This window comes from Paenibacillus solanacearum (genome assembly GCF_910593845.1).
Classification (GTDB): Bacteria; Bacillota; Bacilli; order Paenibacillales; family NBRC-103111; genus Paenibacillus_G; species Paenibacillus_G solanacearum.
Genome location: NZ_CAJVAS010000049.1, coordinates 14,455 through 31,049, shown reverse-complemented (window position 1 = coordinate 31,049; position 16,595 = coordinate 14,455). Strand labels below are relative to the sequence as shown.

General features: G+C 54.7%; 20 protein-coding genes. 4 read left to right on the top strand and 16 right to left on the bottom strand.

Going from position 1 to position 16,595, the window contains the following annotated elements; genetic code table 11:
- Window positions 1-21 precede the first annotated feature (21 nt).
- The 3 genes from KXG62_RS29455 to KXG62_RS34255 form a co-directional block, all read right to left on the bottom strand.
- Window positions 22-531 carry a hypothetical protein gene (locus KXG62_RS29455; protein ID WP_218095588.1) on the bottom strand — a complete coding sequence of 170 codons (510 nt, stop codon included), beginning with the start codon at window positions 529-531 and terminating at the stop codon, window positions 22-24.
- A gap of 101 nt (window positions 532-632) precedes the next feature.
- Window positions 633-827, bottom strand: coding sequence for a DUF896 domain-containing protein (locus tag KXG62_RS29450; protein WP_218095587.1), 195 nt, complete (start codon window positions 825-827; stop codon window positions 633-635).
- Between the two features lie 145 nt (window positions 828-972).
- Window positions 973-1,353 carry a LysM peptidoglycan-binding domain-containing protein gene (locus KXG62_RS34255; protein ID WP_246627703.1) on the bottom strand — a complete coding sequence of 127 codons (381 nt, stop codon included), beginning with the start codon at window positions 1,351-1,353 and terminating at the stop codon, window positions 973-975.
- A 147-nt stretch (window positions 1,354-1,500) separates the two neighbouring features.
- Between KXG62_RS34255 and lexA the strand changes: the two genes are divergently transcribed.
- Window positions 1,501-2,121, top strand: coding sequence for a transcriptional repressor LexA (gene lexA, locus KXG62_RS29440; RefSeq protein WP_218095586.1), 621 nt, complete (start codon window positions 1,501-1,503; stop codon window positions 2,119-2,121).
- Between the two features lie 181 nt (window positions 2,122-2,302).
- Here lexA and glnA read toward each other — a convergent pair whose 3' ends face one another.
- The 6 genes from glnA to KXG62_RS29410 form a co-directional block, all read right to left on the bottom strand.
- Window positions 2,303-3,640 carry a type I glutamate--ammonia ligase gene (gene glnA, locus KXG62_RS29435; RefSeq protein WP_218095585.1) on the bottom strand — a complete coding sequence of 446 codons (1,338 nt, stop codon included), beginning with the start codon at window positions 3,638-3,640 and terminating at the stop codon, window positions 2,303-2,305.
- A 92-nt stretch (window positions 3,641-3,732) separates the two neighbouring features.
- Window positions 3,733-4,146: a MerR family transcriptional regulator gene (locus KXG62_RS29430; protein WP_218095584.1), complete on the bottom strand. Its 414-nt coding sequence runs from the start codon at window positions 4,144-4,146 to the stop codon at window positions 3,733-3,735.
- Window positions 4,147-4,351: 205 nt separating this feature from the next.
- On the bottom strand, window positions 4,352-5,614 hold the full coding sequence (locus KXG62_RS29425) for a methionine gamma-lyase family protein (RefSeq protein ID WP_218095583.1): 1,263 nt from the start codon (window positions 5,612-5,614) through the stop codon (window positions 4,352-4,354).
- Window positions 5,607-6,941 (bottom strand): GTPase HflX, encoded by a 1,335-nt coding sequence (gene hflX / locus KXG62_RS29420; protein WP_218095582.1) that lies wholly within the window; start codon window positions 6,939-6,941, stop codon window positions 5,607-5,609. The genes KXG62_RS29425 and hflX overlap by 8 nt, the downstream gene beginning before the upstream one ends.
- A gap of 411 nt (window positions 6,942-7,352) precedes the next feature.
- A complete protein-coding gene (locus tag KXG62_RS29415; protein ID WP_246627702.1) occupies window positions 7,353-8,333 on the bottom strand; it encodes an AAA family ATPase in 981 nt (326 codons plus the stop codon).
- A gap of 165 nt (window positions 8,334-8,498) precedes the next feature.
- Window positions 8,499-9,194, bottom strand: coding sequence for an HAD family hydrolase (locus KXG62_RS29410; protein WP_218095581.1), 696 nt, complete (start codon window positions 9,192-9,194; stop codon window positions 8,499-8,501).
- A gap of 196 nt (window positions 9,195-9,390) precedes the next feature.
- Here KXG62_RS29410 and KXG62_RS29405 point away from each other — a divergent pair, with 196 nt between their 5' ends.
- Window positions 9,391-10,272, top strand: a complete 882-nt coding sequence (locus tag KXG62_RS29405; RefSeq protein WP_218095580.1) for a LysR family transcriptional regulator — start codon at window positions 9,391-9,393, stop codon at window positions 10,270-10,272.
- 61 nt (window positions 10,273-10,333) lie between these two features.
- On the opposite strand, the gene KXG62_RS29400 is transcribed toward KXG62_RS29405, so the two are convergent.
- Both KXG62_RS29400 and KXG62_RS29395 read right to left on the bottom strand, forming a co-directional pair.
- Complete coding sequence (locus tag KXG62_RS29400) at window positions 10,334-10,858, bottom strand: AAA family ATPase (RefSeq protein ID WP_218095579.1); 525 nt, start codon at window positions 10,856-10,858, stop codon at window positions 10,334-10,336.
- Window positions 10,855-11,562, bottom strand: coding sequence for an HAD family hydrolase (locus tag KXG62_RS29395; protein ID WP_218095578.1), 708 nt, complete (start codon window positions 11,560-11,562; stop codon window positions 10,855-10,857). Before KXG62_RS29395 ends, KXG62_RS29400 begins: the two co-directional genes overlap by 4 nt.
- A gap of 160 nt (window positions 11,563-11,722) precedes the next feature.
- Here KXG62_RS29395 and KXG62_RS29390 point away from each other — a divergent pair, with 160 nt between their 5' ends.
- Together KXG62_RS29390 and KXG62_RS29385 are read left to right on the top strand one after the other, a co-directional pair.
- Window positions 11,723-12,496 carry a GNAT family N-acetyltransferase gene (locus KXG62_RS29390; protein WP_218095577.1) on the top strand — a complete coding sequence of 258 codons (774 nt, stop codon included), beginning with the start codon at window positions 11,723-11,725 and terminating at the stop codon, window positions 12,494-12,496.
- 132 nt (window positions 12,497-12,628) lie between these two features.
- Window positions 12,629-13,498 carry an SDR family oxidoreductase gene (locus KXG62_RS29385; RefSeq protein ID WP_218095601.1) on the top strand — a complete coding sequence of 290 codons (870 nt, stop codon included), beginning with the start codon at window positions 12,629-12,631 and terminating at the stop codon, window positions 13,496-13,498.
- Between the two features lie 71 nt (window positions 13,499-13,569).
- Here the strand turns inward: KXG62_RS29385 and tatA are convergent, their stop codons facing one another.
- From tatA to KXG62_RS29360, 5 genes are all read right to left on the bottom strand, one after another.
- A complete protein-coding gene (gene tatA / locus KXG62_RS29380; RefSeq protein WP_218095576.1) occupies window positions 13,570-13,767 on the bottom strand; it encodes a twin-arginine translocase TatA/TatE family subunit in 198 nt (65 codons plus the stop codon).
- Between the two features lie 81 nt (window positions 13,768-13,848).
- Window positions 13,849-14,508: a YdcF family protein gene (locus KXG62_RS29375; RefSeq protein WP_218095575.1), complete on the bottom strand. Its 660-nt coding sequence runs from the start codon at window positions 14,506-14,508 to the stop codon at window positions 13,849-13,851.
- On the bottom strand, window positions 14,499-14,888 hold the full coding sequence (locus tag KXG62_RS29370) for a VOC family protein (protein ID WP_218095574.1): 390 nt from the start codon (window positions 14,886-14,888) through the stop codon (window positions 14,499-14,501). Before KXG62_RS29370 ends, KXG62_RS29375 begins: the two co-directional genes overlap by 10 nt.
- Window positions 14,889-14,929: 41 nt before the next feature.
- Window positions 14,930-15,604: an alpha/beta hydrolase gene (locus tag KXG62_RS29365; protein WP_246627701.1), complete on the bottom strand. Its 675-nt coding sequence runs from the start codon at window positions 15,602-15,604 to the stop codon at window positions 14,930-14,932.
- Window positions 15,591-16,556: an ADP-ribosylglycohydrolase family protein gene (locus KXG62_RS29360; protein ID WP_218095572.1), complete on the bottom strand. Its 966-nt coding sequence runs from the start codon at window positions 16,554-16,556 to the stop codon at window positions 15,591-15,593. The genes KXG62_RS29365 and KXG62_RS29360 overlap by 14 nt, the downstream gene beginning before the upstream one ends.
- Window positions 16,557-16,595 lie beyond the last annotated feature (39 nt).

Below are 16,595 nucleotides of genomic sequence, written 5' to 3'. Positions count from 1 at the left end.
CATTCTGTTCTAACGTTAGTTCTATTCTTCTTTCAGCGCAACATTATTTTTGGCGGCGAATTCCTTGATCTTTCCGCTCAGCTCGTCCATCTGAAACCGGTTGTATAAACGGGTAAATACCCAACGGTTACCCTTGGGTTTGATTTGGACGGTGACCGCATCTTTGCTGACGGTGATTTCATTGATTTGAGAAGCTTCAATGGTCCGGTCTCCACCAAAGCGACGAGAGGTCAGCGCATTTTTTCCAATCTTGATGAAAGGCCGCCGCACATAATAAATCAGCACCGCCAAGAAAATGTAGCTTATTCCCGTGATCCAGTATAAGTTATCTTGTCCTGCGATCCCGCGGAAGGAAATTAAGCAAAACACTCCCGTAGCCATTAACAACATCGGCAAAAACCAGCTTCTTCCTTTCAGCGTAACCGAGCCATCGGACTGTATCTCCGAAATTCTGGGCTGCCCGCTCTTCTGCCTGCTTTTGTTTGTCGTCTTCGTATTCTTTCGAACCATTCGTTCCCACTTGCGCGACATAGTTTTACCCCTTATGCATTCATTTGCAGTAAAAACCGCGGGATGAATCGATTATTGCGCCACCGCGCCGCGAAGTACAATCATGCGGCCTGGCTTCGGCTTTATTTCTCTTCATCGCCATCAACGAATTTTATATTTTCCAAGTGCGAGCGCAATGACGACTTGAAGGAATCAATGTACTTTTTGCGAAGCGCATTCCGTTCCTCCAACTCCTCATCGGTCAAACCCTCGGCTTTCGCTTTCCGGGCTAATTCGTTAATTCTTCTCACGGTTTCATCGTGTTCCGATTCCTTCATGACGTTCCTCCCGACCTCTGTCAAACATTAAGCATTCGAAAAGTCGCCGGTAACCAAATTACGGGACTATATCATTAATACTTTGACATTACGGCCAGCAGTTGTCAAGAGATCGGCCGCGGACAGGCTGTCATCTTACCTGACTTTACTTGCCCGATGGAAGAGTAAGCTTCTGACCGATTTGCAATTTGGCATTGCCCAATTTGTTCAGCTTCTTCATTCTATACACGTAATCGCGCACATCTTCCCCGTTAGCTGCATGTTCCTGGGCAATGCTCCAAAGCGTATCGCCTTGCTCGACGTATACGATCGCGCGTTTGGCCGATGCCGTCGCCGCGTATGCATCCTCGTTCCCCAGGAAAGCTGATGCGAACCCGCTCACGGATAAGAGCGCAAGCACAAGCAAGCCGAACACAACAATTCGGCGAATCGTTCGCCCCCTGTTCGTCCTATGTAAATCCGCACGCTGCGGAGCTTGACGTTCACTGTGATTATAACGATTGAGAACTTGTACATTCTGGACCATGAATTTCATCCCCCAAACATTTGTTCTGTTCTCAAATTAACACGAACAAGTGTTTGTGTCAACAGATTTTTCGAACTTATGTTTGTACGAACTCCGGTTCTGTGCTATACTTCTAAGTAATGATTACCAAAAATGGAGTGATTCTAAATGAGCAAGATTTCCAATCGTCAGCAGGCGATTCTGGATTTCATCAAGAATGAGGTTAAAGACAAAGGATACCCTCCATCCGTAAGAGAAATCGGTGAAGCCGTCGGACTGGCTTCCAGCTCGACCGTTCATGGGCATCTGGAGCGTCTGGAGAAGAAGGGGCTCATTCGCCGGGACCCGACCAAGCCGCGGGCGATCGAGATTCTCGACGGCGGCGACGGCGAAGGTCCGTTCGCCGTATCGGTGGCGAGAGTGCCGCTCATCGGACGCGTTACCGCCGGTATGCCAATTACGGCGACAGAGAACATCGAAGACTATTTCCCTCTGCCTTCCCATTTCGTCGGTGATCATAACGTGTTTATGCTTAGCGTTATTGGGGAAAGTATGATCGAAGCAGGCATTCGCAACGGGGATTACGTCATCGTCCGGCAGCAGCAAACCGCCAACAACGGGGAAATTGTCGTGGCCATGACCGAAGAGGACGAAGCAACGGTAAAGACGTTCTACAAGGAGCGCGACCACGTTCGCCTGCAGCCGGAGAATCCGACGATGGATCCGATCCGGCTCAAGCATGTGACGATTCTGGGCAAGGTCATCGGCGTATTCCGCAATGTTCACTAATTTCCATCCCTTTTGCATTCGCTGTGCGAGCGAGTCAAAAGGGATTTTTTTCAGTTTACAACGAGATATCGATCGATTTCCGCGCTTGATCACGGTGCAAACACTAAAAAAAACGTCCGTTTCGAGCGGCAGCGCGTGCCGCGAAACGGACGTTTCGTATGAAAAGCGTGTTCTTTTGTTCTTAGTACAGCGTCAAGTATTGTTCCCGCTCCCAAGCATGTACCTGCGTGCGGTAGATATCCCATTCGATTTCTTTCAGCTCGTAGAAATGAGCCAGCGCATGTTCGCCGAGCGCATCGCAGATGACGTCGTCGCGGAGCAGCTCGTCGAGCGCTTGCTTCAAATCGACCGGCAAGCTCGGAATGCCTTGCTCTTCCCGCTCTTCTTCGGTCATGACGTAAATGTTGCGGTCCGTCGGAGGTGGAAGCTGGGTCTTGTTCTTGATACCGTCGAGCCCTGCCTTCAGCATCACGGCAAGCGCAAGATACGGGTTAGCCGCAGGGTCGGGATTCCGCACTTCCACGCGCGTGCTCATCCCGCGGGATGCAGGGATCCGGATCATCGGACTGCGGTTGCTGGCCGACCACGCGACGTAGCAAGGCGCTTCGTAGCCCGGCACGAGGCGCTTGTACGAGTTGACCGTCGGGTTCGTAATGGCTGCGAACGCCCGCGCATGCTTCAAAATGCCCGCCATATAGTAACGTGCGGTCGAGCTGAGACCAAGCTTGTCGCTCTCATCGTAGAACGCGTTTTCCTTGCCTTTGAACAGCGACTGGTGGCAATGCATACCGGAGCCGTTGACGCCGAAGAGCGGCTTCGGCATGAACGAGGCGTGCAGGCCGTGCTGTCTAGCGATCGTCTTGACGACGAGCTTGAATGTTTGAATCTGGTCGGCCGCTTTGATCGCGCTCTCGTACTTGAAGTCGATCTCGTGCTGTCCCGGTGCCACTTCGTGGTGGGATGCCTCGATTTCAAAGCCCATTTCTTCCAGCGTCAAAACGATTTCGCGACGGCAGTTCTCGCCGAGATCCGTAGGAGCCAGGTCGAAGTATCCGCCCTGATCGTTCAACTCCATCGTCGGATTGCCTTTCTCATCGGTCTTGAACAGGAAAAACTCCGGCTCCGGCCCCACGTTCATCGCCGTAAAGCCCATTTCTTCCGCTTCCTGGAGCGCCGACTTCAGAATACCGCGCGGGTCGCCCGGGAACGGTCTGCCGTCAGGCAAATAAATGTCGCAAATCAAACGGGCTACCCGGTCTTCCGTAACCCACGGAAACACGACCCAAGTATCCAAATCGGGATATAAGTACATATCGGATTCCTCGATGCGAACATACCCCTCGATCGAAGAGCCGTCGAACATCATTTTGTTGTCGAGCGCCTTTTCCAGCTGGCTGACCGGAATTTCCACATTTTTGATCGTGCCGAGCAGGTCGGTGAATTGCAAGCGGATGAATCGGACATTCTGTTCTTTGGCGATGCGTAGAATATCTTCTTTGGTGTATTTATTTACGGTCATTGTGAAATCTCCTCCTTAAACGGGTGTCCAATGGTTACAAAGCGTGTCCGATTGCCTTGCGGTAAAATGACGCTAGACGGCTCCGGAAAGCTTTACTTTCTAAAAAAGCGGGAAAGCTCGCCTTGAATCAGCGACACATGATTCGGACGTTTACCGCCGCCGAGAAGCTGCTGCTTGAGCATCTTATGCAGCTGCGTATCCGTCATTTCTCTGCGCTTTACTTCCGAATGCTCGTTAATAACCGTCGCTTCTTCGGAATCTTTGGATAACGGGAGCAGCACCTGCTTGATTCCGGCAATGTTGACGCCTTTCTCGATCAAATCCTTGATCTCGAGCAGACGCTCCACATCATTAAAGGAATACAAACGTTGATTGCCTCCGGTCCGGGCGGGAATAATGAGCTCGTGCTGCTCATAGTATCGAATTTGTCTGGCGGTCAAATCCGTCAGCTTCATCACGATCCCGATCGGGAAAAGCGCCATATTTCTGCGGATATCATCAGTCATGACCATCACTCCTAAACACATGAACCTGATCCTATTGTAACCTCGAACATAAAACGTGTCAAGTCGTGTTAGGTTTATGCCATATGTCAGCATTTTTTACAGAAAGCGCTTTTCTCCGTATTCCTTCCGCATGGATCATTCTGGGGGCGAGGGCGATCATTCGCCAACCAGCATCACTTGCCGCCCAACTCTGAAAACGAAGGCATTAATTTTCTTCCAGATGCAGCAGCCCCCGGTCGATCATGTTCTGCAATGCGGTAAGCACGCCCATTTTGCAATGGGAGTACGTCAAGCCTCCCTGCATATAGGCGATATACGGCTCCCGGATCGGCGCATCGGCCGACAGCTCCAGGCTTCCCCCCTGGATGAACGTACCGGCCGCCATAATGACCGGATGCTCGTAGCCAGGCATGTCCCACGGCTCGGGGACCACATGCGCGTCCACCGCCGCCGCCTGCTGAATTCCTTGAACGAAGGCGATCAAATGCTCTGGTCCGGTAAATCGGATCGCCTGAATCAAATCTGTCCGCGGATCGTTCCAGCGCGGATGCGTAACGAAGCCGAGCCGCTCGAAGACCGAGGCCGCGAAGACTGAGCCCTTCACCGCTTGTCCGACCAGATGCGGGGCCAAAAACAACCCTTGGTAGATCGAACGGGTCGTTCCGAGCATTGCGCCGACTTCCCCGCCGATCCCGGGCGCGGTTAGCCGGTATGACGCCAGCTCTACATACTTGGCTTTGCCAGCGATATATCCGCCGGTTGCTGCAAGGCCTCCGCCCGGATTTTTGATCAGCGAGCCGGCCATCAGATCGACGCCGACTTCCGTAGGCTCGGTCAGCTCCGTAAACTCCCCGTAGCAGTTATCGACGAACACGACCACATCGGGCTTGATCTCCTTGACGAAACGGACCATCTCCGCGATCTGTTCCACGGTGAAGGAAGGGCGCCACGAATAACCGCGTGACCGCTGAATGCCGATGACCCGCGTGCCGGCGCCAATGCGGCGGGCAATGTTCTCGTAATCCGGCGAACCGTCCTCCCGGAGCGCGACCTCCTCGTACCGGATTCCAAAGTCCTGCAGCGAGCCGAGTCCGTCGCCCGGCTTGCCGATCACCTTGTGCAGTGTATCGTAAGGTCTCCCCGTGATCATCAGAAGCTCGTCACCAGGCCGCAATACGCCGAACAAGGCGGTGCCGATCGTATGCGTGCCCGACACGAAATGCGGCCGCACCAGCGCCGCCTCCGCGCCGAAGACGTCGGCATACACCAAATCCAGCACCTCTCGCCCCCTGTCGTTGTAACCATAGCCGGTTGAGCCGGCAAAATGGTAATCGCTGACTTTATGCTTCTGGAAGGCGCGAATGACCTTCCACTGATTGCGGTCGACGATCCGGTCGATCGCTTTCAGCCTTCCTTCAATTTGAAGCTCGGCTTGATCCATCAAGCCAAGCACCTGTTCCTTAAACATGATTGGTCGTCTCTCCCCCGGGTTCTCCTTGCGCAAGCCGCGCCGCGTCGTACGCGGCAAGCATGTATCCGATTTTACCAAATTCCTTGTTGTTCAGTCGAACTTTGAAGAGCATGTCGCTGCCGTCCACCTCGTTCTCCAGCACTTCGCCGACCCGGTAAACGAGCGAGATCACATCGCCTTTATCGGCCGGAATGCGATAGACGCGGCTGTCGCTCATCAGCTTGCGCTCGAGCAGTTCTCTGACTCGATCCAAATCCGCTTCGTTGTATGCGGAGAGGCGAAGAAACTCACCCTCCGTCGTCAGCATCTCCTCCTGACCCGGAGGGCACAGGTCGATCTTGTTGAACAGCGTAATGCGTTCCTTCCCGTGTGCGCCAAGCTCCTCCAGCACCTGATCGACGACCTTCATCTGGGTCGGCATCATCTCCGAAGAGCTGTCCACAACATGGAGGATGAGATCGGCTTCATTGGCCTCCTCCAGCGTGGCGCGGAACGCCGCTACGAGATCATGCGGCAAATTTTGAATAAATCCGACCGTATCGGTCAGCACGATGTCCGCTCCGCCCGGTAGCTTCAGTGCCCGGGATGTCGGATCCAGCGTGGCGAACAGCTGGTTTTCCACAAAAACGTCCGTATGGGTCAGCTGCTTCAGCATCGTCGATTTGCCCGCATTCGTATATCCGACAAGCGCAACCTGATAAACGCCTGTTTCCTTGCGCCGCTCGCGATGCAGGTTGCGATGCCGTACAACCTCCTGCAGTTGCCGTTTCAACTCGCTGATGCGGTTGCGAATATGTCTTCGGTCCGTTTCGAGCTTCGATTCCCCCGGACCTCTGGTGCCGATCCCGCCGCCAAGCCGAGACAAGTTTTTGCCGTGGCCCGACAGCCGCGGCAGCAAGTAGCTGAGCTGTGCGAGCTCGACCTGAATAATCCCTTCGCGCGTTTTGGCGCGCTGGGCGAAGATGTCGAGAATGAGCTGTGTGCGGTCGATGATTTTTACATCCAAAAACTGCTCGAGATTTCTCACCTGCGCCCCGGACAGTTCCTGATCGAAGATAGCGGTATTGGCGTCCGTCTCGCCGATCAGCGTTTTGAGTTCTTCCGCCTTGCCTTTCCCGATAAACCATTTGGAATCCGCGTATTCCTTATTCTGGGTCAACGTCCCCATCACGTCAACCTGCGCCGTCTCCGCCAGGCTGATCAGCTCGGCCAGCGAATAGTCCGCGTCGAACGCGTCCTGTCTTTTCAGCTCGGGCGTCACCAGACTGACCAATACCGCGCGATCCCGGGTATCCGGTCTAACTTCATGCGTCGTTAATTTCATTATTTCATCGTCTCCTTTGACGTGATTCGTTCGAATTTCTTTCGCGCCCTGCAGCATAACGGCTGAGACGTTCAATCGCCGCGGGCATTACCAAATTTTAATACAACTGTGACTTCATATTCAAGGAATACAACCACTTTAATCATTTTCCCCGCCAGTTCTGTTTTGATCCCGGGCCGGGGCAGACGATCCATGCGAAGAAGAAGTGCAGTCATGCATGAGCGTCAGCGTTCCAATTTCATTATTAAAAAGAATAGGCCTTCGTCCGAAATCATCCGAACCAAGGCCGAGCGTATCTTGCTTGCATCTGTACCGTCTTTGAACAGCGAAGCAGGCCATCCCCCCCGCTACCGGATTATCAGCCGGCTTAACCATCGTCGCCCGAAGCTCCTGACGCCGCATTGTTACGGTTCAATAAAAGCTTGAAAGTTGGTTTGATTTCAAGTCCGCCGGCTCCTCCCCGAGCATAAAGTCGTCGCTCGTCAAGTTCATCAGATCTCGTTTGCCGGGCTTGAGCGGCTTTCGAATTAACCGCACCGCTTGATAGCGGATCGCTTTCTCGATAATATTTCTGACATATCTCGCATTGCTGAAGTTCAGGCTCAGATGCTTTTCGTATTGCAGATGGATTCTTACCTTCTGAATCGCATCGGGCAAAATGGCGTATTCGCGTTCATTGGCCATCTTGTGCGCGATCTGGATCAGTTGATCGATCGAGTAGTCGGGAAAGTCGACCTGGATCGGGAATCTCGAAGGCAGCCCCGGATTCGTCTGCAAAAAGGTTTCGATTTCCGCCGGGTAGCCGGCCAGAATCAGCACAAAATCGTTTTTGTGGTCTTCCATCGCCTTGACCAGGCAGTCGATGCATTCCTTGCCGAAATCTTTTTCCCCGCCGCGAGCCAAGCTGTATGCCTCGTCGATGAATAGGATGCCGCCGAGCGCTTTTTTGACGAGCTCTCTTGTCTTTAATGCGGTATGTCCGATATATTCTCCGACAAGATCGGCTCGTTCCACCTCAATCAGATGCCCCTTGGAGAGCACGCCCATCGATTTGAACAGCTTGCCGACGATCCGGGCCACCGTCGTTTTTCCAGTTCCCGGGTTCCCCTTGAAAATCATATGATACACGTTTGAGCCCGCATGCAGTCCTTCCTGAATCCGGAACTGCTTAATTTGCAGCATTGCATAAATTTGAAACACAAGCTCTTTGACTTCTTCCAGCCCGATCATATCATCCAGTTCTTTGAAAATGTCAGAAAATGCTTCCATATATTGAGACATTTCTTTAGGCTGCGATTGGGAATTCTCGACGCGGGTCGGTTCGGGAGATGATTTAAAAGTTACATTAATCTGGCGATTCCGGGTCGTAATCTGACGCGTATCTTCACTCACCTATTCGTCACCCTCCCCTTGTGATCCATATATATTTATGTGTTATCCGGGGGAAACATGTTGTTTATCCGCTTGTGATCGTGGATACGCGTCAGTCAATCGATTACGCTTTGCGAAAGCCATGCATGCGATGGAGCGGAGTAATCATGTATCGCAGTCACCTGGTCACGACTTGTTCAGCGTCAGATACAGCGGAGCAAGCTCCGTAAGCTCCGTTATAACCGCATCCGGCCGAACGGACAGTGCATTGTCCCACACATGCACGCCCTGCTTCCAGACGGCAAACAACCCGGCTTGGCGGGCGCCATACACGTCATTGCGCGGATGATCGCCAACATACCAAGCTTCGGACGGATTCACGCCGAGCGTCTCCAGAGCCAGCTTAAAAATCGCCGCATCCGGCTTCTTGCACCCGGCTTCTTCCGATACGATAATCGAGTCGAACCGCTCACGAATGCCGAGAATATCGATCTTGGCTTGCTGTACCTCGGACTGGCCGTTCGTGATCAGACCAAGCCGAATGCCTTGATGCCGGAAAAACGCAAGCACCTCCCGCATGCCTATTGCCGGCTGGGCGCAACCTGGATATACACTACGCCAATAACCGGCAAACTGTTCCTCCGAAGGTGCTCCGCTCCACCGAAGCAGACGAATCAAATCATGATACACTTCACGCTTGGCCCGATACCCGCCCCGGTCCGCTTCCCGCACAATATCGAATATGCGCTTACGATCCTTCAGCCCAAACGCTTCGCCATAATCCCGAATCAAACGGTTGATAAAAACGTCCAGCGCCTTTCTCCGGTCCATCAACGTTTCGTCCAAATCGAACAATACCGCATTCATCTTACGATTGCTCATATCGGTTCCTCCTACCGCCATCATTTTCGCAAACGCCATGCGCACGTCCAAGCCAATGCATGCACGCATGCATGAATATGCATGACGTCAGCGACTGACGCTTCCTCGAACGCGTCAAAACCATTATAATGGTGAGGATCTTATAGATATAATCGATATTATCGATACCATCGATAGAGAGGAACCATGACGAATCATGATCTCATTGGAGTTGTACAAGGTGTTTCACGCCATCGCACGCACGGGAAACATCAGCAAAGCGGCGGAGCTGCTGTATATTACGCAGCCCAGCGTCTCTTATGCGATCAAGCAGTTGGAGGAACAGCTCGGCACGGCGCTCTTCGTCCGCAAGCCGAAAGGCGTGGAGCTGACCCCGGAAGGCCGCGCGCTGCTTGATTACGTGCAGCCGGCGCTGACGCTGCTGACCGAAGGAGAGCGGCTTATGGCCCGCTACCACAGTCTGGATACGGGGGAAATTCGCATTGGCGGCAGCGAGATGTTGATCAAGCATTATTTGCTGCCTGCCATCGAATCGTTTCACGATGATTATCCGGGCGTTCGGTTCCGTTTCGTCCATGGCAAGACGCTGGAAATCGCAGGCCGTCTGGAGGAAGGCAGCATCGACATCGGGCTGGTCCACCTGCCGCTGCCCGCTGGGGCGCTGCAAATTCATCATGAGTGGCAGGCCGAGCCGATCTTTATCGGCAGCGGCAGAGATAAGCTGCGGTTTGCGCAGCCGCATGAGCCGGCCGAGCTGTTCAAGCTCCCGATGATCTTGCTTTCCCCGGGGAGCAGTACGCGGAAATTTGTCGATAAAGAAGCGCAGGCGTGCGGAGGCGAGATCGTGCCAGAGATGGAGGTGGGCAGCATTGAATTGATCAAGGAGATGGTACGGGTCGGATTCGGCATCGCCATTCTTCACAAAAACTTGGCCGAGGCAGAGCTGGCGGCGGGCAACCTTCTGGAAATCCCGTTAACCCGCCCGCTCACCATGCGATCCATCGCGCTCGTCTCCCCTGCCAAGCGCGAATTGTCTGCAGCGGCGTCTGTTTTTACCAAGCGAATCCAGCTGCCGTAAGCCGGACATTCGGCAAGCCGCTGCGTCTGATCCCGCAGCGGCTTAATCGCGCTCATCTTCCTTACGGCAAGCTGTTCAAGAACGCTGCAGCCTCCGCATCCGAACGCAAGATGATGACCTTCTTGCCGGGAGCGAGCGCTGTGTGTTTGCGAATCCGCTCTTCCAGATTGCGCGCTCTTTGTTTCGGGAAACGCCAAATAAACAACAAAAATCGGAAAAACGCCCATCGAAACCGTTCGACGCAGCCTTCACCCATATCCGAACGAACTTTGCCGAAATGGCCTGCCTGTCGCTTGACTGCCCGCCAAACGCAGAGCCAGTTGGGCTTCTGCAGCCAAATGATCGTGTCGGCCGCCTGCATCCGGATGTCCAGCGTGCGTCCATAATTGCCGTCAATAATCCACTGCGGCTCAGAAACGAGCCTTTGCAGCAGTGAATCCCATTCCTCCTTCGGCGTCTCCACCCAATTCGGCTTCCAGTAGAGCGCGTCCAGGTGGAATAACGGCAGTCCCGTCGCTTGAGCCAGCTTCTTGCCAAAGGTGGACTTTCCGGAGCCAGGAGAGCCGATCAGCATGATCTTGTTCACAGCGGCTCCGATTCCTTGGAAGGCTTCGATACCGCCTCAGCGGAAGCTTGGTTGAACCGGCGAACGACGTCCGGGAACGAAAGCTGCTCCATCGAATCAAGCCGCATATCGTATTCGCCGAATGACAGCTGCGCTGTCACGGGATTCGGGATCGTCACGCAGAACATCCCCGCCCGTTTCGCCGCCAATGTGCCGTTCGGCGAATCCTCGAAAGCGATCGCCTCGTGCGGCTGCACACCTAGCGCCGCCAACGCCCGCAAGTACAGCTCCGGGTCCGGCTTCACCCGGGCCACCATATCGCGCGTGCACAAGCATTCGAATTCGCCGAGCAGCCCGTACCGGCTCAAATACTTGGTCACCCACTCGTTCGTGGAGCTCGACGCCAAGCCGATCCGCAGCCCCATCTCTTGGCCCTGCGCCAAATATTGCCTTACGCCCGGACGCAGCTCCGCGTCCTGCATCTTCCGTTCATGCCGCTCCCTGCGCAGTGTTCTGGCGGATTCCCGGTCGTAAGCGGCTCCGAGCAGCGACTCGAGATGGTCGTACGGGTTGAAAGCTTCCGGCCCCGTGCCGATGCAAGTCCCCCACACGTCGAGCGTCAGCTCGCATCCGTGCGCACGGTACATTTCCTGAAACGACTCGAATTCCGGCGTCTCCGTGTCCAGGATGAGTCCGTCAAAATCAAAAATAATCGCTTTGATCATGTCATATGGCCCCTTCCGCAAATCTATCCTAGTATCGTACTACGAAGTCAATCAATTGGGTAGGCATTATTTTCATAAATCGCAGATCATACGATGTTGTATATTTAAAAATCATGATGTATATTTATACATATTTAACCATACAAAGAAGGTGGATCTCTTGCAAGGCAAGGCATTGTATTCATTCATCGATCGTCTAGGCATCGGAACATGGCCCGCTCAGGAAACGGAGCCGTGCGGCACTTGGCTGCTGCGCGCCTCGGAAGGCGTAACGAAACGGGCTAACAGCGTCTGGACCGGGAACGGCGACGACTGGAATCCCGATGATATTCGCCGCGAACAGGTCGAGCAATTTTATAAGTCCCGCGAGCTGCCTGTCCGGTATCATATTAGCGATGCATCGCCAGATGGATTGGATGCATGGCTCGAATCTCAGGGCTATGTGATCGAAGCGCCATGCCTCATCATGACGGCCGACACGACCGAAGCCGTTCAGCGGACGTACCGGGATGGGAATGAAGCGTTCCGTGCTGACATTCTCTCTGCTCCCGACAACGAATGGATGCGGACGTTTATCGCGCTGGAAGGCCATAAACCGGAGCTGCTGCCATTTTACCGCCGTTTGTTCAGCCGCATCGCGCTTCCGGCCGCATACGTTAAAATCATGCAGGAAAACGAAACGGTAGCCGTAGGAACGAGCGTCACGGAACACGGCTGGGCCGGCTTCACCAATGTGGTCGTCCATCCGGATCGGCGCGGCCATGGGATCGGCAAACGACTTGTTCACGAGCTGGCCGCATGGAGCGCCGGACAAGGTGCAGACAAGTTGTATCTTCAAGTGATCGCAGACAATGAGCCCGCGGTCAGGCTGTACCGTTCCGCCGGTTATGACGACTTGTTCAGCTATCATTACCGGACGAAATTCGAGGCGTAAACATTCATGTCAAAATGTTCCACCATACGCCGCATCGTTTGAGCGCATCCTAAACAGGGTAAAAAGTACCGTGCGCCGCTTATTTTTCCATAGCATGGCCGAACACGGACTACACGAAGGAGCGTGAAAATGATGACGACAACGACGATGGAAAAGCAGACGTTTCCGCCCCAGCATCAGCAGCAGCAGCCCGGAATCGAATCGCAAATGAATCCGCGCCCCGTATTCGAGGACCGAAAGTACAAGGCCGCCGGCAAATTGAAGGACAAAGTGGCAATCATTACAGGCGGCGACAGCGGGATTGGACGAGCTGTAGCTGTAACGTACGCCAAGGAAGGCGCGGATGTGGCGATCGTCTATTTGAATGAGCACGACGATGCGCAAGAAACGAAGCGTCAGGTCGAGGAAGAAGGCCGCAAGTGCATTGTGCTGGCGGGCGATATCGGGACGGAGTCGTTTTGCAAGCAAGCGGTGGATGAGACGGTCAAGCAGCTCGGGAAGCTGGACATCCTCGTCAATAATGCGGCCGAACAACATCCTCAGAAACAGATTGAGGATATTACCTCAGCTCAGTTAGAGAAGACATTCCGTACCAATATTTTTTCTTATTTTTATATGACTCAGGCTGCGCTCCCGCACCTGATGCAGGGCAGCGCGATTATTAATACGGCATCGATTACCGCTTATGAAGGCAATGAGCAGCTTATCGATTATTCCGCCACCAAGGGCGCGATCGTCACGTTTACCCGTTCTCTCTCACAGCAGCTGATCGGTCGCGGTATTCGCGTCAACGGCGTAGCGCCGGGTCCGATCTGGACACCGCTCATCCCGTCCACGTTCGATGAGCAGCAGGTGGCGAACTTCGGCTCGACGACGCCGATGAAACGGGCGGGCCAACCGGAGGAATTGGCGCCAAGCTATGTATTTCTCGCATGCGACGATTCATCGTACATGGCCGGGCAAATATTGCACGTCAATGGCGGCACGATTGTGAATGGATAACTTAAAAAATCCCTTCTCTCCTCTCATGAATGAGCCGGAAGAAGGGATTTTTGTCGTAATAAGCAATCCGATCACGCTTTTTTCTCGTCCTGTGTTTTGGAAGCCTCGTCTTTTTCTTCGGAGCGGAGACCTTTTGTCGATTCTTTAAATTCGCTGAGCGTGCGTCCGAAAGCGCGCCCCAATTCGGGCAGCTTTGACGGGCCGAACAACAACAGCACTACGAGAACGATCAGAATGAGTCCGCCGATGCCGATATTACCGAAAGGCAATGTGTCCAACTCCTTTTTAAACGAGCGGTAGTGTTACCACTCATTATATCAGCTCGTACGCCGGTTGGGAACAGCAAACTGTCAAGCCGGTTCTTTCCGCAGCACCAGACCAAGCTTATCCCACTGCCACTTCGCAAGCGCCAGCGTTTCCCTGCTCTTATGCCACGACATCATCAGCACATCGGAGTCCATCGGTGCCACCGCAGGTGCTTGATACCCGAGAAATCGTGCCATATCGAGTGCGCGGACCACATGATAGCGATGGGTAATAATGACGGCGGATACCCACTGCTCCCGCTGCATGATCGCTTGACTGAACAACATGTTCTCGTACGTGCTGGTCGCCTCGTTTTCCAAAAAAATCACCTTCTCCGGGACGCCCCACTCCGTTAAATAGTTGCGCATGCCTTCCGCTTCGGTCAATACCGAATCTTGGCGGTCGTAGCCACCGGTTACGATGATATGCCGAATCGTGCCGGCCCGATACAGCTCCACAGCGCGGTTCAGCCGCTCCTTAAGCGCCGGACTTGGCGTCGTCTGCCATAAGGCTGCACCCAGCACGATGCCGACATCTTGTGGAGGCAGCTGCGGCTGATCCAGCGTCGCCATCTTCCATTGAATGACGGCGACCCAAGCCAATGCAGCGATGAGCAGCGTCGCGGCGATTCTCCAAGCCGTTCTTACCAAAGCTATAAAGCGACGGCCCCGTCCTTTCCGCCGGCTGTTCCTCGTCAGTGCCATACGCTCATCCGCCCGTCCAGCGATCCGGTATACAGCTCCAGCTGCGTCCCGTCCGGATCGAGAAAGTTGATACTCATCCCGCCGCCGCGCTCCACCGGACCTCTGACGATCGGAACGCCTGCCTGGCTTAGCTTGTCCGCAGCGGCAACAAAATCCTCCTTGGCAATGGAAAATGCAACGTGATCGACGCCGCGCGGCGAGGCGGACGGCTCGTCAAGCGACCGCTCCAGCAAGCAGATCCATGCACTCCCCCACTCCAAATACGCATCGGTCCGTCCGAGGTGAACCAGCTTCATCCCAAGCGTATGCTGATAAAACGACAGCGACGCCGGCAAGTCCGACACGCGAATCGTGATATGATTAAATCCTGTCACCTTCATTCCCCAACTCTCCCATACTTCGTCTTAGCAGCGACTCCTCTTTACGGGCTCGTCAAAAAACGCTCCACTACGGCGAACAGCTCCGGGGCTTCCCGGTCCAGACATATCATATGCCGGGATTGAGGAAACATGCGAAGCTCCCGTTCGCCCTTTAACCGTTTGTAGATGTACCGGCCGCTCCGCGGATGGACGATAGGGTCCTGTGCGCCTTGCACGATCAGCGTCGGCACATGAATGCGCGGCAGTTCACGGCTCTTGGCAAGCCGGGCGAGCTTCAGAAACTCAACCGTCGCTTGCGGCGGAACGTTCTTCGCCCGTCTCAAATTCGCCCAGTCCCGAATCAGGAGCCGCGATGCCGTATAAGCCACCAGACGAAGCGGGCTGATATAGATCGCAGCCGCGTTCAATAGGACGAGCCTCCGGACCGGAAAACGGTTGGCGAGGCAGGCGGCGAGGAGTCCGCCCATCGAAAAGCCGATCAGATCGACAGACTCACAATCGTTCATCAGCCGTTGCGCCTCCCGCGAAGCGCTGTCCAGCCAGTCGTGGAACGTGACGCCTCCCAGCATGGCCAAATCTTGATCATGCCCCGGCAGAACGGGTATGCGGCATTGCAAGCCAAGCGATTGTTCCAGGTGCCGGGCTAACGGTATCACTTCGTAAGGTCCGCCTGTAAAGCCGTGAAGCAGCAAACAGCCTTGATTATGCGATTCCATGATGATGAGCATCCTCCTGCGCCTGTTCGAATAGCTTGGCTGCATACCGTTCGATGCGCTCGCGATCCGCAAGCTTATCCAGCCAGCGTGAGGGGATGGACTGAACGCCGTAATATGCCCCCGCCAGTTGTCCGTATATTGCCCCTGTCGTGTCGGCATCTTCGCCCAGATTGACTGCGAGCAGCGCGCCTTCGGCAAAGTCATCGCTCTGCGCGAAAGCCCACAGCGCCGCCTCCAGCGACTGCACCACATATCCGGTACCCCGAATTTCCGGGGGCTGCCGCCGTTTGAAAGAACCGGAGGCGACGTCGCCGATCTCCGGTACGAGCGGTCTTCGATCCCAGAAGCCCGGCGCCGGCGTGTAGTATGAGCTCAGCAGCTGCTCTTTGGATACGCCGTTTAACGCCCCAATAATGAGGCCGCCGTAGTAACGGCATGCATCGACAGCCAGCACCGAACCATGCGTTGTGAGCGAGCTATCGCCGGAGCGCATGACGGCCTCGGCCGGATTGGCCGCGTAAACCATCGGCACCGGAGCAAGCCGCATGAGCGAGCCGTTCCCCGAGGCCGACCGGCTTATGGAGCCGCTGAACGGCTCTCCCGTCCGCTCGAAACGGAGCAGCGCTTCGCGAACCGTATTGCCGATATCGAAGCAATCCCCCGTACTGCTAAGGTAGCCCTCGCGAAACCACCGCACATACCGTTCCATTTGATCGCGCGGATGGAAGCGTCCGGTCTCCAGCAAGCTTTCCGCCAAGCAAAGCGCCATGGACGTATCATCGGTCCACTCGCCCGGCTTCAACCCGAAAGGCCCTCCGCCCGACATGTCATCAATCGGCTGAAACGAACCCGGCGTACTGAATTCCAGCGTCGTCCCCAGTGCATCGCCGGCCGCAAGCCCAAGCAGACAGCCCGCATGCCGATCGGCAGATCGCCCGACAGCTTGTGTCATCTACAATCGCTCCTCTCATCAATAGACGAGGCAAAGATT

What these genes read in the sequence shown, in the direction of transcription:
- KXG62_RS29455 (WP_218095588.1), bottom strand. Translation starts at nt 531, where the DNA reads ATGTCGCGCAAGTGGGAACGAATGGTTCGAAAGAATACGAAGACGACA.
- KXG62_RS29450 (WP_218095587.1), bottom strand. Translation starts at nt 827, where the DNA reads ATGAAGGAATCGGAACACGATGAAACCGTGAGAAGAATTAACGAATTA.
- KXG62_RS34255 (WP_246627703.1), bottom strand. Translation starts at nt 1,353, where the DNA reads ATGGTCCAGAATGTACAAGTTCTCAATCGTTATAATCACAGTGAACGT.
- lexA (WP_218095586.1), top strand. Translation starts at nt 1,501, where the DNA reads ATGAGCAAGATTTCCAATCGTCAGCAGGCGATTCTGGATTTCATCAAG.
- glnA (WP_218095585.1), bottom strand. Translation starts at nt 3,640, where the DNA reads ATGACCGTAAATAAATACACCAAAGAAGATATTCTACGCATCGCCAAA.
- KXG62_RS29430 (WP_218095584.1), bottom strand. Translation starts at nt 4,146, where the DNA reads ATGACTGATGATATCCGCAGAAATATGGCGCTTTTCCCGATCGGGATC.
- KXG62_RS29425 (WP_218095583.1), bottom strand. Translation starts at nt 5,614, where the DNA reads ATGTTTAAGGAACAGGTGCTTGGCTTGATGGATCAAGCCGAGCTTCAA.
- hflX (WP_218095582.1), bottom strand. Translation starts at nt 6,941, where the DNA reads ATGAAATTAACGACGCATGAAGTTAGACCGGATACCCGGGATCGCGCG.
- KXG62_RS29410 (WP_218095581.1), bottom strand. Translation starts at nt 9,194, where the DNA reads ATGAGCAATCGTAAGATGAATGCGGTATTGTTCGATTTGGACGAAACG.
- KXG62_RS29405 (WP_218095580.1), top strand. Translation starts at nt 9,391, where the DNA reads ATGATCTCATTGGAGTTGTACAAGGTGTTTCACGCCATCGCACGCACG.
- KXG62_RS29395 (WP_218095578.1), bottom strand. Translation starts at nt 11,562, where the DNA reads ATGATCAAAGCGATTATTTTTGATTTTGACGGACTCATCCTGGACACG.
- KXG62_RS29385 (WP_218095601.1), top strand. Translation starts at nt 12,629, where the DNA reads ATGACGACAACGACGATGGAAAAGCAGACGTTTCCGCCCCAGCATCAG.
- KXG62_RS29375 (WP_218095575.1), bottom strand. Translation starts at nt 14,508, where the DNA reads ATGGCACTGACGAGGAACAGCCGGCGGAAAGGACGGGGCCGTCGCTTT.
- KXG62_RS29370 (WP_218095574.1), bottom strand. Translation starts at nt 14,888, where the DNA reads ATGAAGGTGACAGGATTTAATCATATCACGATTCGCGTGTCGGACTTG.
- KXG62_RS29365 (WP_246627701.1), bottom strand. Translation starts at nt 15,604, where the DNA reads ATGGAATCGCATAATCAAGGCTGTTTGCTGCTTCACGGCTTTACAGGC.
- KXG62_RS29360 (WP_218095572.1), bottom strand. Translation starts at nt 16,556, where the DNA reads ATGACACAAGCTGTCGGGCGATCTGCCGATCGGCATGCGGGCTGTCTG.